At 33.2% G+C, this 16,263-nt stretch carries 15 protein-coding genes; 9 read left to right on the top strand and 6 right to left on the bottom strand.

All coding sequences use genetic code 11. From position 1 onward, the window contains the following. The first annotated feature begins 27 nt into the window (after nucleotides 1-27). From M0D21_RS06565 to groL, 5 genes are all read left to right on the top strand, one after another. Nucleotides 28-534 (top strand): LptE family protein, encoded by a 507-nt coding sequence (locus M0D21_RS06565; protein WP_248327654.1) that lies wholly within the window; start codon nucleotides 28-30, stop codon nucleotides 532-534. A 31-nt stretch (nucleotides 535-565) separates the two neighbouring features. Beyond that, nucleotides 566-1,477 carry a hypothetical protein gene (locus M0D21_RS06560; RefSeq protein ID WP_248327653.1) on the top strand — a complete coding sequence of 304 codons (912 nt, stop codon included), beginning with the start codon at nucleotides 566-568 and terminating at the stop codon, nucleotides 1,475-1,477. Nucleotides 1,478-1,484: 7 nt separating this feature from the next. Then, complete coding sequence (gene secG / locus M0D21_RS06555; RefSeq protein WP_248327652.1) at nucleotides 1,485-1,814, top strand: preprotein translocase subunit SecG; 330 nt, start codon at nucleotides 1,485-1,487, stop codon at nucleotides 1,812-1,814. Nucleotides 1,815-1,967: 153 nt separating this feature from the next. Continuing rightward, nucleotides 1,968-2,243, top strand: a complete 276-nt coding sequence (locus M0D21_RS06550; protein WP_248327651.1) for a co-chaperone GroES — start codon at nucleotides 1,968-1,970, stop codon at nucleotides 2,241-2,243. A gap of 104 nt (nucleotides 2,244-2,347) precedes the next feature. Then, nucleotides 2,348-3,985, top strand: a complete 1,638-nt coding sequence (gene groL / locus M0D21_RS06545) for a chaperonin GroEL (protein WP_248327650.1) — start codon at nucleotides 2,348-2,350, stop codon at nucleotides 3,983-3,985. Nucleotides 3,986-4,073: 88 nt separating this feature from the next. Here the strand turns inward: groL and M0D21_RS06540 are convergent, their stop codons facing one another. The 4 genes from M0D21_RS06540 to M0D21_RS06525 all read right to left on the bottom strand — a co-directional run bounded on the left by M0D21_RS06540 (nucleotide 4,074) and on the right by M0D21_RS06525 (nucleotide 9,608). Next, on the bottom strand, nucleotides 4,074-6,728 hold the full coding sequence (locus M0D21_RS06540; RefSeq protein ID WP_248327649.1) for a peptidase associated domain and porin domain-containing protein: 2,655 nt from the start codon (nucleotides 6,726-6,728) through the stop codon (nucleotides 4,074-4,076). Next, on the bottom strand, nucleotides 6,728-7,576 hold the full coding sequence (locus M0D21_RS06535) for a GLPGLI family protein (RefSeq protein ID WP_248327648.1): 849 nt from the start codon (nucleotides 7,574-7,576) through the stop codon (nucleotides 6,728-6,730). Before M0D21_RS06535 ends, M0D21_RS06540 begins: the two co-directional genes overlap by 1 nt. A 74-nt stretch (nucleotides 7,577-7,650) precedes the next feature. Then, nucleotides 7,651-7,851, bottom strand: coding sequence for a hypothetical protein (locus M0D21_RS06530; protein WP_248327647.1), 201 nt, complete (start codon nucleotides 7,849-7,851; stop codon nucleotides 7,651-7,653). A gap of 275 nt (nucleotides 7,852-8,126) precedes the next feature. Beyond that, nucleotides 8,127-9,608, bottom strand: coding sequence for a helix-turn-helix domain-containing protein (locus M0D21_RS06525; RefSeq protein ID WP_248327646.1), 1,482 nt, complete (start codon nucleotides 9,606-9,608; stop codon nucleotides 8,127-8,129). A 121-nt stretch (nucleotides 9,609-9,729) separates the two neighbouring features. On the opposite strand from M0D21_RS06525, the gene aceB reads away from it, so the two are divergent. Next, entirely contained in the window at nucleotides 9,730-11,328 is a 1,599-nt protein-coding gene (gene aceB / locus M0D21_RS06520; RefSeq protein WP_248327645.1) for a malate synthase A, read from the top strand. Between the two features lie 239 nt (nucleotides 11,329-11,567). Continuing rightward, nucleotides 11,568-12,866 (top strand): hypothetical protein, encoded by a 1,299-nt coding sequence (locus M0D21_RS06515; protein WP_248327644.1) that lies wholly within the window; start codon nucleotides 11,568-11,570, stop codon nucleotides 12,864-12,866. Between the two features lie 3 nt (nucleotides 12,867-12,869). Here the strand turns inward: M0D21_RS06515 and M0D21_RS06510 are convergent, their stop codons facing one another. Together M0D21_RS06510 and M0D21_RS06505 are read right to left on the bottom strand one after the other, a co-directional pair. Next, nucleotides 12,870-13,628 carry a M15 family metallopeptidase gene (locus M0D21_RS06510; RefSeq protein WP_248327643.1) on the bottom strand — a complete coding sequence of 253 codons (759 nt, stop codon included), beginning with the start codon at nucleotides 13,626-13,628 and terminating at the stop codon, nucleotides 12,870-12,872. Between the two features lie 175 nt (nucleotides 13,629-13,803). Next, a complete protein-coding gene (locus M0D21_RS06505; protein ID WP_248327642.1) occupies nucleotides 13,804-14,358 on the bottom strand; it encodes a DUF3347 domain-containing protein in 555 nt (184 codons plus the stop codon). Between the two features lie 168 nt (nucleotides 14,359-14,526). Between M0D21_RS06505 and M0D21_RS06500 the strand changes: the two genes are divergently transcribed. Next, entirely contained in the window at nucleotides 14,527-14,982 is a 456-nt protein-coding gene (locus M0D21_RS06500; protein WP_248327641.1) for a GAF domain-containing protein, read from the top strand. Nucleotides 14,983-15,229: 247 nt separating this feature from the next. Then, on the top strand, nucleotides 15,230-16,246 hold the full coding sequence (locus M0D21_RS06495) for a GntR family transcriptional regulator (protein ID WP_248327640.1): 1,017 nt from the start codon (nucleotides 15,230-15,232) through the stop codon (nucleotides 16,244-16,246). The last annotated feature ends 17 nt before the right edge of the window (nucleotides 16,247-16,263 follow it).

Here is a 16,263-nt window from a genome sequence, read left to right as displayed (position 1 = left end):
TAAAACATTTAAGATCCAACACAGTTAATGAATATAATTAGAAACATTTTTATTGGTTTTTTAACCTTAGCATTGATTCAAAGTTGTGGTATTTATTCCTTCAGCGGAACTAATATTTCTCCAGACACGAAGACCTTTCAGGTGAATTTCTTTCAAAATCAATCCCCGAGAATTTTTCCCGGTGCAGACCAAACCTTTACAAATCAATTGCAAGATTTAATTCTAAACCAAACAAATCTTGATTTAGTAACATCTGGTGGTGATATAGTTTATGAAGGCGAGATCGTTCAGGATTATGTCTCACCTAACACCGCTACTTCAGATATTACTGCAGCTCAAAACCGACTTACTATTGCCGTTAATATGAGGTTTTATGACGCCAAAGACTCTACTCAAGATCTAGAACAACGTTTTTCATTTTTCTTTGACTACCCTGCTTCGCAATCAGAAAACACTGTTAGAGACGAGGCATTACAAATTATTTTTGAACGTATTACACAAGACATGTTTAATGCCACTCTAGCTAGGTGGTAAACCAAATTACCAATACATCAATACATACTACTTGAATCTAAAGGAACTCACATATTTACTACAGCATCCCGACCAATTAAAAACGTCGCAGCTCAATACTTTGGAAAAAGTGTCGAAGGAGTTCCCCTATTTTCAAGCTATTCGTCCTTTATTACTCAAAGCTCTTAAAAACCAAGGTAGCTTTAGATATAACCAGGAGCTTAAAACTACCGCAGCTTACACCACAGATCGCGCTGTACTGTTTGACTTTATCACCTCTGATCACTTTCAAAGTGAGAAACAAGAACAAGAAACACTGAAAAAAACAAAATCAGATATCGAAGTGGTCGATCATGAGGAGGTAAAAACATTACCTAGAATGGCTATGGATGATGCGGTTACTATGAAAATAAAAGAGGCCGAAGACGTACTGGATCCAGGGTTGTTTTCTATCAGAAAAAAAGAAAGTCTGCCACAACAAATTCATCAAAAAAAGGAAGATAAACAGCTCCCAAACTCTGATGAAAACTTACAAATAAACCAACCTCTTGATTTTACAAAAAAAGAGACACATTCATTTGCAGAATGGTTAAAATTAACCTCTTTGAAACCAGTTGAAAGAGATCTCGATCAACAGGAAACAAATACCATAGATGCAGATAAAAAAGAATCTGACGGGAAACTAAAACAAGAGGAAAAATTCAACCTCATCGATGAATTTATTGCCAATAACCCTAAGATTCAACCCGCTTCAAAAAACACTCCTACACGCAATTTGGCTAAGGAAAATCAAACTCCTGCAGACGAATTAATGACCGAAACATTAGCCAAAGTATATTTGGCTCAAAAAAATTACAAAAAAGCAATTCAGGCTTATAACATATTAATTTTGAAAAATCCCGAAAAAAGTGGTTTCTTTGCAGACCAAATTCGAGCAATAAAGAAATTACAAGAAAATAAATAACAATATAATGACAACGTTTTCAATCTTTTTAATATTAATCGTTATTGTATCTTTTCTACTAGTTGTAGTAATTATGGTACAAAACCCAAAAGGAGGCGGTTTATCTTCTTCTTTCGGAGGCGGAGGCACACAACAATTGGGTGGTGTTAAGAAAACTACAGATTTTTTAGATAAAAGCACATGGACTCTTGCAACCTTGCTACTTGTGTTAATTCTATTATCAAATATAGATCTTATGGATAATCAAGGAGCACAGGACTCAAAAGTAAATACTGACGATGTTCAAGTAGAGGTTCCGGTGACTCCTCCTACAACAGACGACAGCAATCAAGACTAGTTTAGTTTTGAAAAAAACATAAAAAAATGCCGACTTGTCATATAGTCGGCATTTTTTATTTCAATTTGTCAGTATCCTGCTACTGGCACAATTTCTGAAATATAAACCAACGAAAGATTTCATTAAATTTTAAACATAAAACTAATCATAAACATGGGAGTAAATATTAAACCTCTTTCAGACCGTGTGGTAGTAGAACCACTTCCAGCAGAAACTCAAACTGCATCAGGATTATACATTCCAGACTCTGCACAAGAAAAGCAACAAAAAGGTAAAGTTGCAGCAGTAGGTAACGGAAAAAAAGACCACGAAATGACTGTTAAAGTTGGAGACACTGTACTTTATGGAAAATATGCTGGTACAGAGTTAAAATTAGACGGAAAAGATTATTTAATCATGCGTGAGGATGATATTCTGGCAATCGTTTAATAATCTAAATATTTATTCAGATTCTTTAAATCACAAATCAGTTTAAACTATTCGAAAAATTGCTTTTCTAATTTTGTTGAGCAATTCTAAAACAACAAACAACAATGGCAAAAGATATAAAATTTGATATTGAGGCACGCGACGGTATTAAGCGCGGTGTAGATGCATTGGCCAATGCAGTTAAGGTAACCTTAGGACCAAAAGGTCGTAACGTAATTATAAGCAAGTCTTTTGGAGCTCCAACCGTAACTAAAGATGGAGTTTCAGTTGCTAAAGAAGTAGAACTAGAAGATGCTCTAGAAAACATGGGAGCACAAATGGTTAAAGAAGTAGCTTCTAAAACTAATGACCTAGCTGGTGACGGTACCACTACAGCTACTGTATTAGCACAAGCTATCGTAAAAGAAGGACTTAAGAACGTTGCTGCGGGTGCGAACCCAATGGATCTTAAAAGAGGAATTGATAAAGCTGTAGAAGCTATTACTAAAGATCTTGAAAAGCAAATGAAAGAAGTAGGAAGCTCTTCAGACAAGATCAAACAAGTTGCAGCTATATCTGCAAATAACGACGAAACTATCGGAGACCTCATTGCTCAAGCTTTTGACAAAGTAGGTAAAGAAGGTGTTATTACTGTAGAAGAGGCTAAAGGTACAGATACCTATGTAGATGTAGTAGAAGGAATGCAGTTCGACAGAGGGTATCTTTCTCCATATTTCGTGACGAATAGCGAGAAAATGACTACCGAGTTAGAGAGCCCATACATCTTATTGTTTGATAAGAAAATCTCTGCAATGAAAGATTTATTACCTATTCTTGAGCCTGTAGCTCAAACTGGTAAACCTCTTTTAATTATTGCAGAAGATGTAGATGGTGAAGCTCTTGCTACTTTAGTAGTAAACAAGTTAAGAGGTGCTTTAAAAATCGCTGCTGTAAAAGCTCCTGGATTTGGAGATAGACGTAAAGCTATGCTGGAAGATATCGCAATCTTAACTGGAGGAACTGTAATTTCTGAAGAAAGAGGATTTACTTTAGAAAACACAACTATAGAACATTTAGGTACTGCAGAAAAAGTAGCTATCGACAAAGACAACACTACTGTCGTAAACGGAGCAGGAGAAGAAGAAATGATCAAAAACAGAGTAAATCAAATTAAGGCTCAGATCGAAACTACTACTTCTGATTATGACAAAGAAAAATTACAGGAAAGATTAGCAAAATTAGCTGGTGGAGTTGCTGTATTATATGTTGGTGCTGCTTCTGAGGTAGAAATGAAAGAAAAGAAAGACCGTGTAGATGATGCTCTTCATGCAACTCGTGCCGCAGTTGAAGAAGGTATTGTTGCAGGTGGTGGTGTAGCTCTTGTGCGTGCTAAATCAGTTTTAGACAACGTTTCAACAGAAAATGCAGACGAAGCTACAGGTGTTCAAATTGTAAACCGTGCTATCGAAGCTCCATTGCGTACTATCGTAGAAAATGCCGGTGGAGAAGGTTCTGTCGTAATCTCTAAAGTTCTTGAAGGAAAAGATGACTTTGGATACGATGCAAAATCTGAAGAGTATGTAGACATGCTTAAGGCAGGGATTATCGACCCTAAAAAAGTGACTCGTGTAGCTCTTGAAAATGCTGCTTCTGTTTCAGGTATGATTCTTACTACTGAGTGTGCATTAACAGACATTAAAGAAGACGCTCCTGCAGGAGGCGGAATGCCACCAATGGGCGGAGGTATGCCAGGAATGATGTAATAAAAACATCTTACCATAAAGACCAACAAGGTAACTATCCTTGTTCTTACATAAAAAAAACCCGTTTCAAAAATCTGAAACGGGTTTTTTAAAAGTTCAAATCTAAAGACACCATAAGATAACGAGAAATTAAATTGCTTTGAAAAAGTATCGTAGAAAAATCTGAGTTATCTATCTGTCTAAAAACATTAGTATCAAATAAATTCCTACCAATAACGCGACCAGAAAACCATTTTAAATCTCTTGGCTTATATCTTAAGCTAAAATCCAAAAAAGAAACACTATTATTACTTTTCAAATCAGGCACATAGAAATAACTAAAAGCACTTAAGACAAAAGTTTTGTTAGGCTTATAAATTATTCTAAAAGTATTTTTAACAGCATTGTTTGTATTTCTAAAATTGTTTGAACCCACAAATGTAGCATTAGTATAACTGAAATTATTCTCAAAATTTACTGGAATTGCAAAGGAGGTTTTAAAGAACAAATCTCCAGTATAATTTTTTGATTTATTATTACGCAAATTTGATTCATTAACTACATTTTTAAAATTTGAAAACGTATATTTTGAAGTATGCACAAAAGTAGTTCGTAAAAATCTCACATAGCGACTAATAGAAAGCTCTGAAAAAACATCCTCATTTGTAACTGGCGCCTGAAAATAAGTTTTGGCAGTAAAATCATTATTAATATTGTAAGACAATAAATAAGGGTTTGCTCTTTCTTGGTATCCCAAAGAAAGATCTAATTCGATATTCTTTGAAAGATCATCAACCCTATAACTTAACCTATAATTATTCTTTTTTGAAAGTTCCAACGACACTATATTATTTACCAAAGTGCGATTTGAAGAAACGACATAATTAGAAAATAAGTTATTTTCACTAGGAGTTAGATAATCTAAATACCCTTTAAAACTAATTTTAGAAAATTTATTTATAGAATATTGATAACCAAGTAAGATATTAGGATACAATTTATCTACAAATTGATTATTCACTCCATCTTCCAAATCCTTTAAATTTTGTCTTGTATAATTCATTTTCAGGGTTGCACTAGCTTTCCATTTTTTATTTTGATAGCCAAGCGAAATCCCTGAAAAATAATTGGCTTTTGAGTAATTCAAGTTGTTACTAAAACCTTGTATTACAGAATCTTGGCTTTTTAATTCTGAAAAGAATGGTATTTCATAAAAGTTTGCTCCAAAAGAGAAATTATACTTTACTCCTACTTTTTTTCCTACTAACTGAACGTAGTTTTGAAAAGCCTCCTTCCTAAATTCACTGCTTTGAACCAATTTTCCTCCAAGATTTGTTTCTAAAACAAAATCACCTTCAGTTTGAAACAATTGTGGGGAGTTATTTCTAGAATACAAAGTAGAAAATTGCATTACAAGAGAATCATTTAATTTTTGAGAATACAAGACTCTATTTTTCCAAAAAAAAATTTCAGAATCTAAATTTGAAAAAGTAGTCTCTTCTAGATCCCTTTGAAATTCTACACGATCTAATATATTTTCATAGCTTATAGAAGAATCTATTTCCAACAGTGATTTTGCAGAAATGCTATAGTCCATTTTTACATCAAACCTTCCCTGTTCAGGTTTTTGCACTGTAGTCGTTTTATCTCGAAACGATAGATTATTCTCGAAAAAAAAATCTTTATTAAACGAGTTCTGAGATCTCAATTTATCTTTTAAATAAAATACATTATATCTAATTTTAAATTTAGGTGTGACTTTATGAATTAAATTGTAATTCCCCGACCATTCATCATTTAATCTTATTCTCGTATTTCCAATTTCGGGTTTAATAGAGGTCACATTAATATTTCTTTTACCAAAAAGGTTTTGGTTACGTATTTCTTCTAATGTTAAATTCGTAGAAAAATAATCGAAAGAAGATCTGTTTAAGCCTATATTATTTAATGAAAACACACCAAAGGACTTCACTTTTTTGGAGACACCAAGTACCGTGGAGGATAAATCATAACGCAAGACATCTCCCAATCCTAGTCCTAATTCACCATTCCCTGAATAATCTACCTTACCTCTTTTTAATTTTAGGTTTAAAGCCACACTTTCTGAACTTTCTACACCTTTAAGGAATGAATTCTTAGAATAATTTTCTATGGCCTCTATCTTATCAATTATATCTACAGAAATATTCTTAGTACCGATCGAATAATTATCACCAAATAGATCATCCCCATCCAATTGTACCTCCTGTACTTTTTTCCCTCTATACTTTAAAGATCCATTGTCCAAAACCTTAATTCCTGGTATTTTTTTTAACAGGTCTTCTACTTTTTGTTCGGTACCATCTTTATAAGCTTGAGGATTATAAATAACAGTATCCTTTTTTATCCTAAAAGGTCTTCTTGACACAAGAACTACCTCTTCCAATTCTGTACTTTTAGAAACTAACGTAAAATTACGCACATAAGTTTTCCCGACCAGCGGTAATTCTATACTATCTTCTTGTTTTTGAAATCCAAGAGTAGATGAAGAGAAATACAAAGTTTCATTGTATTTTTCTTTCACCTCATAAGAAAAGTTTCCTTGTTCATCGGAAGAAAAGAATTCTGAGATGGCAGAAGTATTTTTATTCTTTTTAATTAAAAAAGTAACTCCCGGAATTTTATCTCCTTCTTCATTTTCAACGAAGCCCGTTATTGTTTGGGAGATTAAACTATTTACAGAAAGAAAAACCAATAATAGTACTACTGATTTATACTTAACCATTAGTTTATTTTATCCAATTTTTCCGTAATCCCATTTGGAATATCTATAAAATAATTAGTAAAAAAACTTGGCAAATACATTATTTCTGCATCGCTCTCATACCCTCTTTCTTTTGCCCATTTAGCTTTTATAGCTGCATTTATTGCTAATTTTCGCCTTTTATAATCCATTAGCGACATCGAAGCAACATCTTCGTAACTACAATAATCCATTACTTCATGACTTAAAAAGAATTGTTTATGAAAATCAAATACTTCAGAAGCCGCCTTATTACTTTTCTTTACACTAAGTAATTTCCAATGGCGAGTGATCTCTTCTTCGGAATTAGAAGATACCGTGACTTCTACAATCATACCTGGTAGTGCATTTAATCGAAAAGGACCGAACCCAATAGGAACTTCAGTTGTAAACCAAGCTTCATAATACCTTCCATGAAGCTGTAGAGTTGCTTTTTGACAAGTGTACACGCCTATTTTTTTAATTTCATTTACAAATGTCCAATTAAGTTCTTCTGCATCAAACCTATATATGAATTCTTTCTGCTTTCCTTTAATAAAAGGAATTCGTGTAAAAACTTCATTTTTAGTTGAATATGAAAAACTTGAAAGTTTATCCGTATTTTTACGTTGCAATACTACAACCGTTGTACTCACATCAGGCTTTTTGACTGCATTGTCTAATTCATGACTATCGTTTACTTTAAAAACAGCTTCATTACCCCTAACTATAAGATTGGCATTACTACTATTACCTAACATATCTTTAAAACTATATTTCAACACATAATCCTGACTATTAGCTAATTGAAAGAGCCCAAAAAAAACTACTGTACAAACAAAGTATCGCATAATTTTATATATATTAATTAAAATAAGGGCACAACTTTTTTTAAAAGAGTTATGCCCTTATCAACAAAATTCACCTATTTCTCCATAGATTTAATAGCAAGTTCTCTTGCATCTGCGCAAGTAGAACCGTATCCCCAACCTATTAACTCCCCATCTCCATTTCTAATTTCAACGGTACAGCCAAATGCTTCGTCAGAGGTTTCTACACTTTTATCAACATTGGCAAAACTCATTAATGCTCCGGCTAAGAATAGCCCTAAAAAAACTTTTTTCATTTTAAAAAATTTAAAGATTAAATTAAAAAAGCTATTTTAGGTATAAATCAAATAGTAGAAGTTCTGGATTTGTATATAGTTGAAGATTCAGGACTAATTTTACCCCATATAATTACATGCACTAGATTAAACCATGTATACTGATATCCTGAATAACTTAACTATTACTAATATCTATAAATGTGTAAGAATTAAGTATTAAACCAAATATTCATTGTGCTTTTAAATCTTATCAAAAAATGTTAAAACATAGGCTTTACGATATAGGTAAGAATTCAGGAATACTTTTTAACGATATCCTCTACAAGACGAGAGGTTTTTTTATACTTTTCCTTGGCTATTAATCGTTTTGGAGGTGCCATTCTATCACTGCAATCTTTTAAAGAACAAGATTCACAAGTAACCCCCACCTTAACCTTAGGTATCTTAGAGTCATTTACAAAACCAATCTTTTTCTCTAATGCTGGAGAAATTAAAAATCCAATCCCGATACTTCGATAGTAATCATTCCTGAACGGGTCTTTGGTCGCAGACGTAAATACAAGATATTGCTGATCTGAGTCTGCATAATCAGAAATCTGAATATTAAATGCATAATCCAGATCCTCATTTGCCGTTCGTTGCAATGTTTTTATAGCCATCCATCGTCTACAATAATGCTCATTAATCTCATTGGCGTGCGGTTGCTGCTGATGCGTGATATGCAATTCCTTCACCAAATTAAATTTTTCGATTCCTTTTTTATGTGTAAATCTGAGAAAGAACACATTTTGCATTCCAAAATCCTTTGGCAACACATTGGTTAACCTTTGATAAAAAGATTCTGGTGACGCATTATACATATGCATAATTTTATGGAATGCTTTTTCAGAAAACTTATCAGTAGAAAACAGTTTTTTTAGATGGTCTTTCAAATGGTTTCTAGGAATAATCAAAGCTCCGGCGAAATAAGAGGCATAAAAATTATGCAACACCTCTTCAAAATTATCATATCGTATCCAGGAAAAAGTATATGGCCTTTCAGTAATTTTCAAATATTGATATCCTAATTCTTTGGCGTAAATAAAGGTTTTTTGCGCTTCATCTACTCGATCAGACAATAATAATGTCTTTGTAGAAGGAACAAACACAGATCTCAAATTATCCAACTCCTCTTCTTTAGGAATACCTGCTTCATTAATCGTATATCCATATTCCTCCTTTAATATTTCTTCTAACTCGGCAGAAGTTATCTTACCATCGAGACTCAATTGATAAGTATTGGCCGAACGAACCACTTTGTCCTCTAAATCCTTAAAAAAGTTATTGTGTGCTTCTTGATACGATCTAAGAGATGCCAAATAAAACCCCTCTCTACTCATGTTATAATGCTGTGCTATTTCAATAATAGTACTTATAAATGCATTCACTTTAGAAGGAGCATTTGCAATGATGTCTATTAAATCACTTTGCTGGATTCCGAATAACTCCAGAGGAATCTCATCTAGTATTCCCGATTGTAAAATCTCGCCAATTGGAGCCAGATTTTTATCTAATTTCAAAGATACTAATTGATCATACGGCACCTCAAGGGTGTCTGCCAGTTTAATAATTTTATCTGTTTTTGGATATTTTTTACCTTTTTCAATTTCGTTCAAATACGACTTAGATAACCCACTAAGCTTGGAAAGCCCAAAGAGAGAGAGATCCTTTTCTGTTCGTATTTGCTTGATTTTCAGACCGAAAATCAATCTTATATATTCTTCTGCTATTGCCATAATTTCAAAAATAGTAATTTTTGCGTAACAATTGAAAAAAGAAAAAATTCACATTTAGCGAACGTTCGCTTGTTTAATAAAAAACTTTTTTATAATATTGTTCACTCAAACGATAATAGTTATGGAAATACAGACAAACCTTAGCCAAAAAATTAGCTTCTCTAAAGATGTAAGAAACTATCATCCAGAAATTTTAACAGATGGTGCGTTGATTTTCTTAGAAGCTTTGCAAGATCGTTTTAACGAAAGACGATTAACACTTTTGAAAAACCGTGAGTGTCAGCAGCAGTTGTTTGATCTGGGAACTTACCCTTCATTTCCAGAAAACACCAAAGAAATTCGCAATAGCGAATGGTCTGCCGCTCCTATTCCAGCCGACTTGCAAGATCGAAGAGTCGAAATTACAGGTCCTGTAGACAGAAAAATGGTCATTAATGCATTAAACTCGGGAGCCAAAACTTTTATGGCCGATTTTGAAGATAGTAATGCACCTCTATGGGAAAATTGTTTACAAGGACAAAAAAATCTGAAGGATGCCGTCAACAAAACTATTTCGTTTTACAACCCAAAAAAAGATAAAACATACCAACTTAGAGAGAAAGTAGCTACCTTAATTGTGCGCCCAAGAGGATTACACCTTAATGAAAAGCACTTATTGATTAAAGATCAGGAAATGAGCGCCTCGCTATTTGATTTTGCTCTTTATTTGTTTCACAATAATGAACAACTAAAAGAAAATGGTACAGGAGCGTATTACTACCTTCCAAAACTAGAACATTTTACAGAAGCAATCTGGTGGAATGATGTAATTGATTTTTCTGAAGAATACCTAGGCATAGAACCAGGAAGCGTAAAAGTTACAGTTCTGGTAGAAACTATTACTGCAAGCTTTCAGCTAGATGAAATTATTTATGCTTTAAAAGATCATATTGTAGGGCTTAACTGCGGTAGATGGGATTACATTTTCAGTTACATCAAAAAATTAAGAAACCACAAAGGTTTTGTAGTTCCAGATCGTGCTCAGGTAACCATGACCAGTCCGTTTATGGATGCCTATAGCAAACTTGTAATTCAGAGGTGTCATAAAAGAAATATTCTGGCTATTGGTGGAATGGCTGCACAAATACCAATCAAAGATGACGAAGAGCGTAACGCAGCAGCATTTGCAAAAGTAAAAGCCGATAAAGAACGTGAGGTAAAAAATGGTCACGATGGTACATGGGTAGCGCACCCAGGGCTTGTTAAATTGGCTTTAGAGGTATTTGATACAAATATGCCAACTCCCAACCAAATGAATGTAAAACGGGATGATATTAACATTACTGAAGAAGATCTATTAGCAATTCCCGAAGGGACTATTACCGAAAAAGGAATTCGAGAAAACATTAATGTAGGTATTCACTATATCGCCAATTGGTTAAGCGGAAACGGAGCTGTAGCATTATATAATCTTATGGAAGATGCAGCTACGGCAGAAATAAGCCGAACACAAATATGGCAATGGCTAAAAAACGAAGTTACTCTTGAAGACAGTAGAGTACTTAACCAACAGCTGTTTGATGAATTATTTGAAGACGAGTTAAGAATCATTAACGAACAAGTAGGAGCGCAACTTTATGCCTCTAACAATTATCAAAACGCAATCTCTACTTTTAAAGAACTTGTAATTTCTGATGATTTTGAAGAATTCTTAACCACATCGGCATATCAATATTTATAGAATATATACAAACTGTAATCTAAATATTTATCTGAGATAAAAAACTTAGTGAGGGCAGCCCCCATATAGAGCAAGTCCAGATAATAGCATAATTTTTTCCGATTTTTTATAATTGTGCTCAAAAACGGCATTCACTTAGGTGAGTGTCGTTTTTATTTTATTTCCTCAAAGACATGTTGGGTAACATTTTATACAATCATGACATAAATAACTATATTGATCATCAATAATTCTTACTCATGGAAATCACACAAGATCTTTCTACCCAATCCAAGTGGAACTTACCTACTCTTTTAGCATTTAGGTTTACATTTGTATTCTTTACGTTTAATATAATTCCAGATTTATTCTATTACCTATCTAGCTTTTCTGGACAAGATAATCTTTTTGATTTTTATTCAGAGTGGATAGACCAACTATGCGTTTGGACAGGAAAAAATATTCTCGCTATAAAGTATGATATTAGAATTGGTCCTAATGGGAGCGGTGATACAACCGCAGATTATATATTTCAATTCATTGCTATAATCATTTCAATTTTCTTTACTGTACTTTGGACACTTATAGAACATAAAAAAGATAATTACCAAAAACTCTTAGTTTATTTTAGAACATTCATTAGGTATTATATTACGCTAACAATGTTTTCTTATGGTTTTTCCAAGGCATTTACCCTTCAGTTCTCCGAACTAAGTAATTTCGATTTAATCCAGACTTTTGGAGAACAATCTCCTATGGGGCTAATGTGGAATTTTATGGAATACAGCGATACATACACCAGGTTTTCAGGATATGCTGAAATTATAGCAGGGGCCTTACTTTTATTTAGAAAGACTACTATTCTTGGAGCAATCATGACCATTGGTGTTATGTTTAATGTTTTTATGATGAATATGAGTTATGATATCCCAGTAAAATTATATAGTGGTCTATTAACCCTAATGGGAATCTTTTTACTTGTTCCTGATTTTAAGCGATTAATTAATTTCTTCATATTGAACAATACGGTTAATCCCAAAAGGTTACCATCTTATTCTAACAAGAATAAACATCGAAAAGCACTTGCAATAACAAAAACTTTATTTATTATTTTCATCCTTTATTTCAACATTAGTGACGGATTAGAAGGGCAGGAAGAATGGGGTAAAAAGGCGCCAAAACCAGCTTTGTATGGAATTTATGAGGTTGAAGAATTTGTTAAAAATAATGACACCTTGCCTCCATTGGCTAACGATAGCATACGCTGGAAGCGCTTGGTCATAGACAAGTGGTATAGCGGAATTCAAACCATGGATGAAAAAATTACCGGATTCAAAGAAGAAACTGATACTATTACTAAAACTATTAGCCTGACATCCTATGGAGATAGTACGGATATTAAAAAATTCTCCTTTAAACAAAAAGACAGTTTATTTTATTTCGAAACCATACACCATGGAGATACTTTAATAATTGCTGCCAAAAAGAAACTTAGAGAAGATTTCTTATTAATCAATAGAGGTTTTCATTGGATCAATGAATTTCCATATAACCGATAGAAATTAATTACATTTCCACCTAAAATCTGATATTTTAAATTTCTTACCGCTACTAAAATTGTAATGCCACCATTCTGATTTAATAATGATGAAGCCATGTTTTTCCATTGTTGTACGCAAGAGTTTTCTATTGGCAATAACCTCTTTTGGTAATTGGGCATAGGAATGACGAGCTTCTTTACCAAAATGATCAAAGGCAGTACCCATATCCAGTTCATTCCCTTTCAGATCGGTTAAGGTAATATCTATGGCTGCACCTCTGTTGTGAACAGATCCTCCCTTAGGATCGGCAACATAACCCGGATTAGGAACAATTTTCCACATTTTTTTCTGAACACTATGTGGTCGATAACAGTCAAACAATTTAATTCTATATCCTTGACGCATTAAATCTTTACTTGCCGCCAAAAGAGCTTGAGCCACTTCGTTTCGCACATAACATTTTGCACAAGCGTACACTTGTTCTTTTAAGAAATTAGCAGATGTAGCATATTTCATATCTAAAATAAAATTACTAGACAATTTTTCTACATCAACAAATTCGTCGTTTTTTTTAGGGGTTTGAGAAGATTTACCGTTAGACAACAGCTCTATAGAGTCTTTTTTTCTCAGCATGCTTTGCTCTACCTTTTCCCCGCGTAGTCGAAGCGCTTTTGATTTTTCAAGAAGGCTAATAGTCTGAACTCCAGGAACAACTTTAGCATTATTACAAGACAAAAGTATTGCCGAAAAAATCAACAAAATCAATTTTTTCTTTTTCATATTCTTTTTGTTTTATCCCAATTACAAAAAGATTCAATGTATAATTTACTTTAGCAAAATTTCCCCAATAATTATGCTTTTTCAAACACTCAATCTTCTATAAAGATAGTCAATATTTTTATTTATCGATATTTTCAACCTTCTCTATTTCCAAAAACACACAGGAAAAACTACATCATTCCCTCTTCAAAACCGCATTAACCTCTCCACATTCAAGCATTTTGGTTCCATAATAAGGGTTTCTTATTTCTTTAGAATTAGAAAACCAATAACCGCCATTTCCATCAAATGCCATAGGGCAATATTGTTTATAAACTTCCCCAGAAACAATAGCCGTACTTGTAAGTATTTTTTCCACCTCCTCGGTGAGAGCTGCAAAAAAATCTCGTTGCTTATCAATATCTTTAGTTAAACTTATCAATTTTGCTGTGGCCCGCATTTCTTTATAGCCTTTTGATGTTTCGGCCATTTTTGCTGCCTCTTTTTGTACCGTTCCTGATGAAGAATTTACCATAGCTGCTTTTACCGATAGATAATTATGATAAATCATTTGAACATTTTTGTCAGAAAACTCAACTTCAGAATAAGCGTCTGTTTTATTGTAATCGTCATTCCCCTCTACAGTTATAACCTCACTATCAGAATCGGTTTTAGGCTCTTTTTTACAAGACACAAGACCAACCCCAATGAAGAGCATCATAACCATCAAACTACTAATTTTCCTAACCATTTCAAACTATATTTATGTATACTATTACGTTGCAAATTTATCTTTTCCAAAGCATATTCACTAACATATTTTTAATTTTAAGATGTAATTTTTAACAAAACTATACCATTTAAAATTAATAGATTTTCTAAATATTTTAAATATTTTTGCCGGAATAAAATTGTAGGAATGGGGTTTGAAGATTTAAAGCCAGAAGTAAAAAACATACTTCAAAACGAAAACAAAACAGTTACAGATAGACTTAACACAGTATGTCAACTACTTAAAGATCATATTGAGTATTATGACTGGGTCGGTTTTTATTTCAAAAACGGAGACAAGAAAGAATTAAAGTTACGCACTTATGTTGGGGAAGAAACTGAGCACGATATAATTCCTTTTGGGAAGGGAATTTGTGGACAGGTTGCACTTTCTAATGAAAACTTTGTAGTGCCCGATGTAAATGCTCAGGATAATTATATAGCATGCAGTTTTACTGTGAAATCTGAAATTGTTATTCCTTTGTTTAAAAATGGGGAAAATATTGGGCAAATCGATATTGACTCTGAAACTCCAGATCCATTTACCGAAGCAGACGAACGATTCTTAGAATACGTAAATCTAGAAGTAGCTAAAATTTTATAGCCTAAGAAAAATTGTTGGTTTGCCTTATCTAATTCTTTCAATTGACTTGAAAGAAAGTTGACTGTAGAAAAAACTTTGTCAAATAAGGGTATAGTTTCCTCTCAAAAACTTAGATGATATAGGATAAACGGTGGAGTTTGCAAATACAAAACCACTTTTTCTGGTGTAAATCTTACAGGAAAAAGGATTTCATTTTGAAATCTAGTTTTTAAGTTTAAATTTATACCCACTTGAGAAGCAAAGAACTATGTCACCGCTGTTAGAAAAAATATATGACCTTCAGGATATCCACAGCTTATCTAAGCATGAACAAATTGTTCAGGGTATTATAGAAGCCATTGATACTGGGATTCTGAAAGTTGGTGATAAATTACCTTCTATTAACGAGATGGTTTCTGAAGTAGGTTATGCCCGAAAGACGTTTGTAAAAGCATATACAGAATTAAAGGAAAGAGGGCTCGTAGAATCCAAAAATCTAAAAGGATATTACATTATAAGTGAAGAAACCAATGTTACTTTAAAAGTAGCTTTAATTCTGTTTGCCTTTCATAGTTTTCAAGAAGATTTTTATAACACCTTTAGAAAAGAACTCGGTAAAAAATATCATATCGATATTTTCTTTCACCACAATAACAGCACTCTTTTTAAGACCATTATGGATAACATTTCACGCAAGTATGGTATGTATGTTATTGCCCCCATACAAGAACCTGAAATTATCCCTATTCTTAAAACAATTCCTTCTGACCGCTTATTATTGGTAGATCGGTATCTAAAAATGCCTGAGGAGTATTCATATATTGCCCAAGAATTTGAAGAAATTACATACACCAAATTGGCCGAGCTCGCTCCCCAAATTGAGAAATACGATAATTTTGTACTTTTCTACAAAGAGAATACAGATCTACCTCCCGACATCTTATATGCGTTTAATCGGTTCATCAAAGATTTCAACATCAATGGTGAAGTTGTAGAAAATTACTCTCCAGAAATTCTCAAAAAAGGAACGGTTTATTTTTCTATAAGCGATTCTCATTTATGGAAAGTACTAAAAGGTGCTCGAAAAATGGAGTATCGTATCGGTTCAGATATTGGCATCCTGGCACATGACGATAATATTGTAAAAGAGATTGCTTTTGGAGGTATTACTACTATTTCAACAGATTTTAAAATGATGGCCGAAAAAGCAGCCAACTTTGTCAAGGTACGTAATAGTGTTCAAGAAATAATTCCCACCCACCTTAGTCAACGTAACTCCTTATAGTTCTTTTTGAGCTATTC

Source organism: Aquimarina acroporae (assembly GCF_023195925.1).
Lineage (GTDB): Bacteria > Bacteroidota > Bacteroidia > Flavobacteriales > Flavobacteriaceae > Aquimarina > Aquimarina acroporae.
Note: the sequence above shows the minus strand (reverse complement) of the source record. Positions and strands in the feature narration are given on the sequence as shown.

Coding starts and splice junctions, on each gene's coding strand:
- M0D21_RS06500 (WP_248327641.1), top strand. CDS start 14,527: ATGGGGTTTGAAGATTTAAAGCCAGAAGTAAAAAACATACTTCAAAAC.
- M0D21_RS06515 (WP_248327644.1), top strand. CDS start 11,568: ATGGAAATCACACAAGATCTTTCTACCCAATCCAAGTGGAACTTACCT.
- aceB (WP_248327645.1), top strand. CDS start 9,730: ATGGAAATACAGACAAACCTTAGCCAAAAAATTAGCTTCTCTAAAGAT.
- M0D21_RS06565 (WP_248327654.1), top strand. CDS start 28: ATGAATATAATTAGAAACATTTTTATTGGTTTTTTAACCTTAGCATTG.
- M0D21_RS06495 (WP_248327640.1), top strand. CDS start 15,230: ATGTCACCGCTGTTAGAAAAAATATATGACCTTCAGGATATCCACAGC.
- M0D21_RS06525 (WP_248327646.1), bottom strand. CDS start 9,608: ATGGCAATAGCAGAAGAATATATAAGATTGATTTTCGGTCTGAAAATC.
- M0D21_RS06535 (WP_248327648.1), bottom strand. CDS start 7,576: ATGCGATACTTTGTTTGTACAGTAGTTTTTTTTGGGCTCTTTCAATTA.
- M0D21_RS06505 (WP_248327642.1), bottom strand. CDS start 14,358: ATGGTTAGGAAAATTAGTAGTTTGATGGTTATGATGCTCTTCATTGGG.
- groL (WP_248327650.1), top strand. CDS start 2,348: ATGGCAAAAGATATAAAATTTGATATTGAGGCACGCGACGGTATTAAG.
- M0D21_RS06530 (WP_248327647.1), bottom strand. CDS start 7,851: ATGAAAAAAGTTTTTTTAGGGCTATTCTTAGCCGGAGCATTAATGAGT.
- secG (WP_248327652.1), top strand. CDS start 1,485: ATGACAACGTTTTCAATCTTTTTAATATTAATCGTTATTGTATCTTTT.
- M0D21_RS06540 (WP_248327649.1), bottom strand. CDS start 6,728: ATGGTTAAGTATAAATCAGTAGTACTATTATTGGTTTTTCTTTCTGTA.
- M0D21_RS06550 (WP_248327651.1), top strand. CDS start 1,968: ATGGGAGTAAATATTAAACCTCTTTCAGACCGTGTGGTAGTAGAACCA.
- M0D21_RS06510 (WP_248327643.1), bottom strand. CDS start 13,628: ATGAAAAAGAAAAAATTGATTTTGTTGATTTTTTCGGCAATACTTTTG.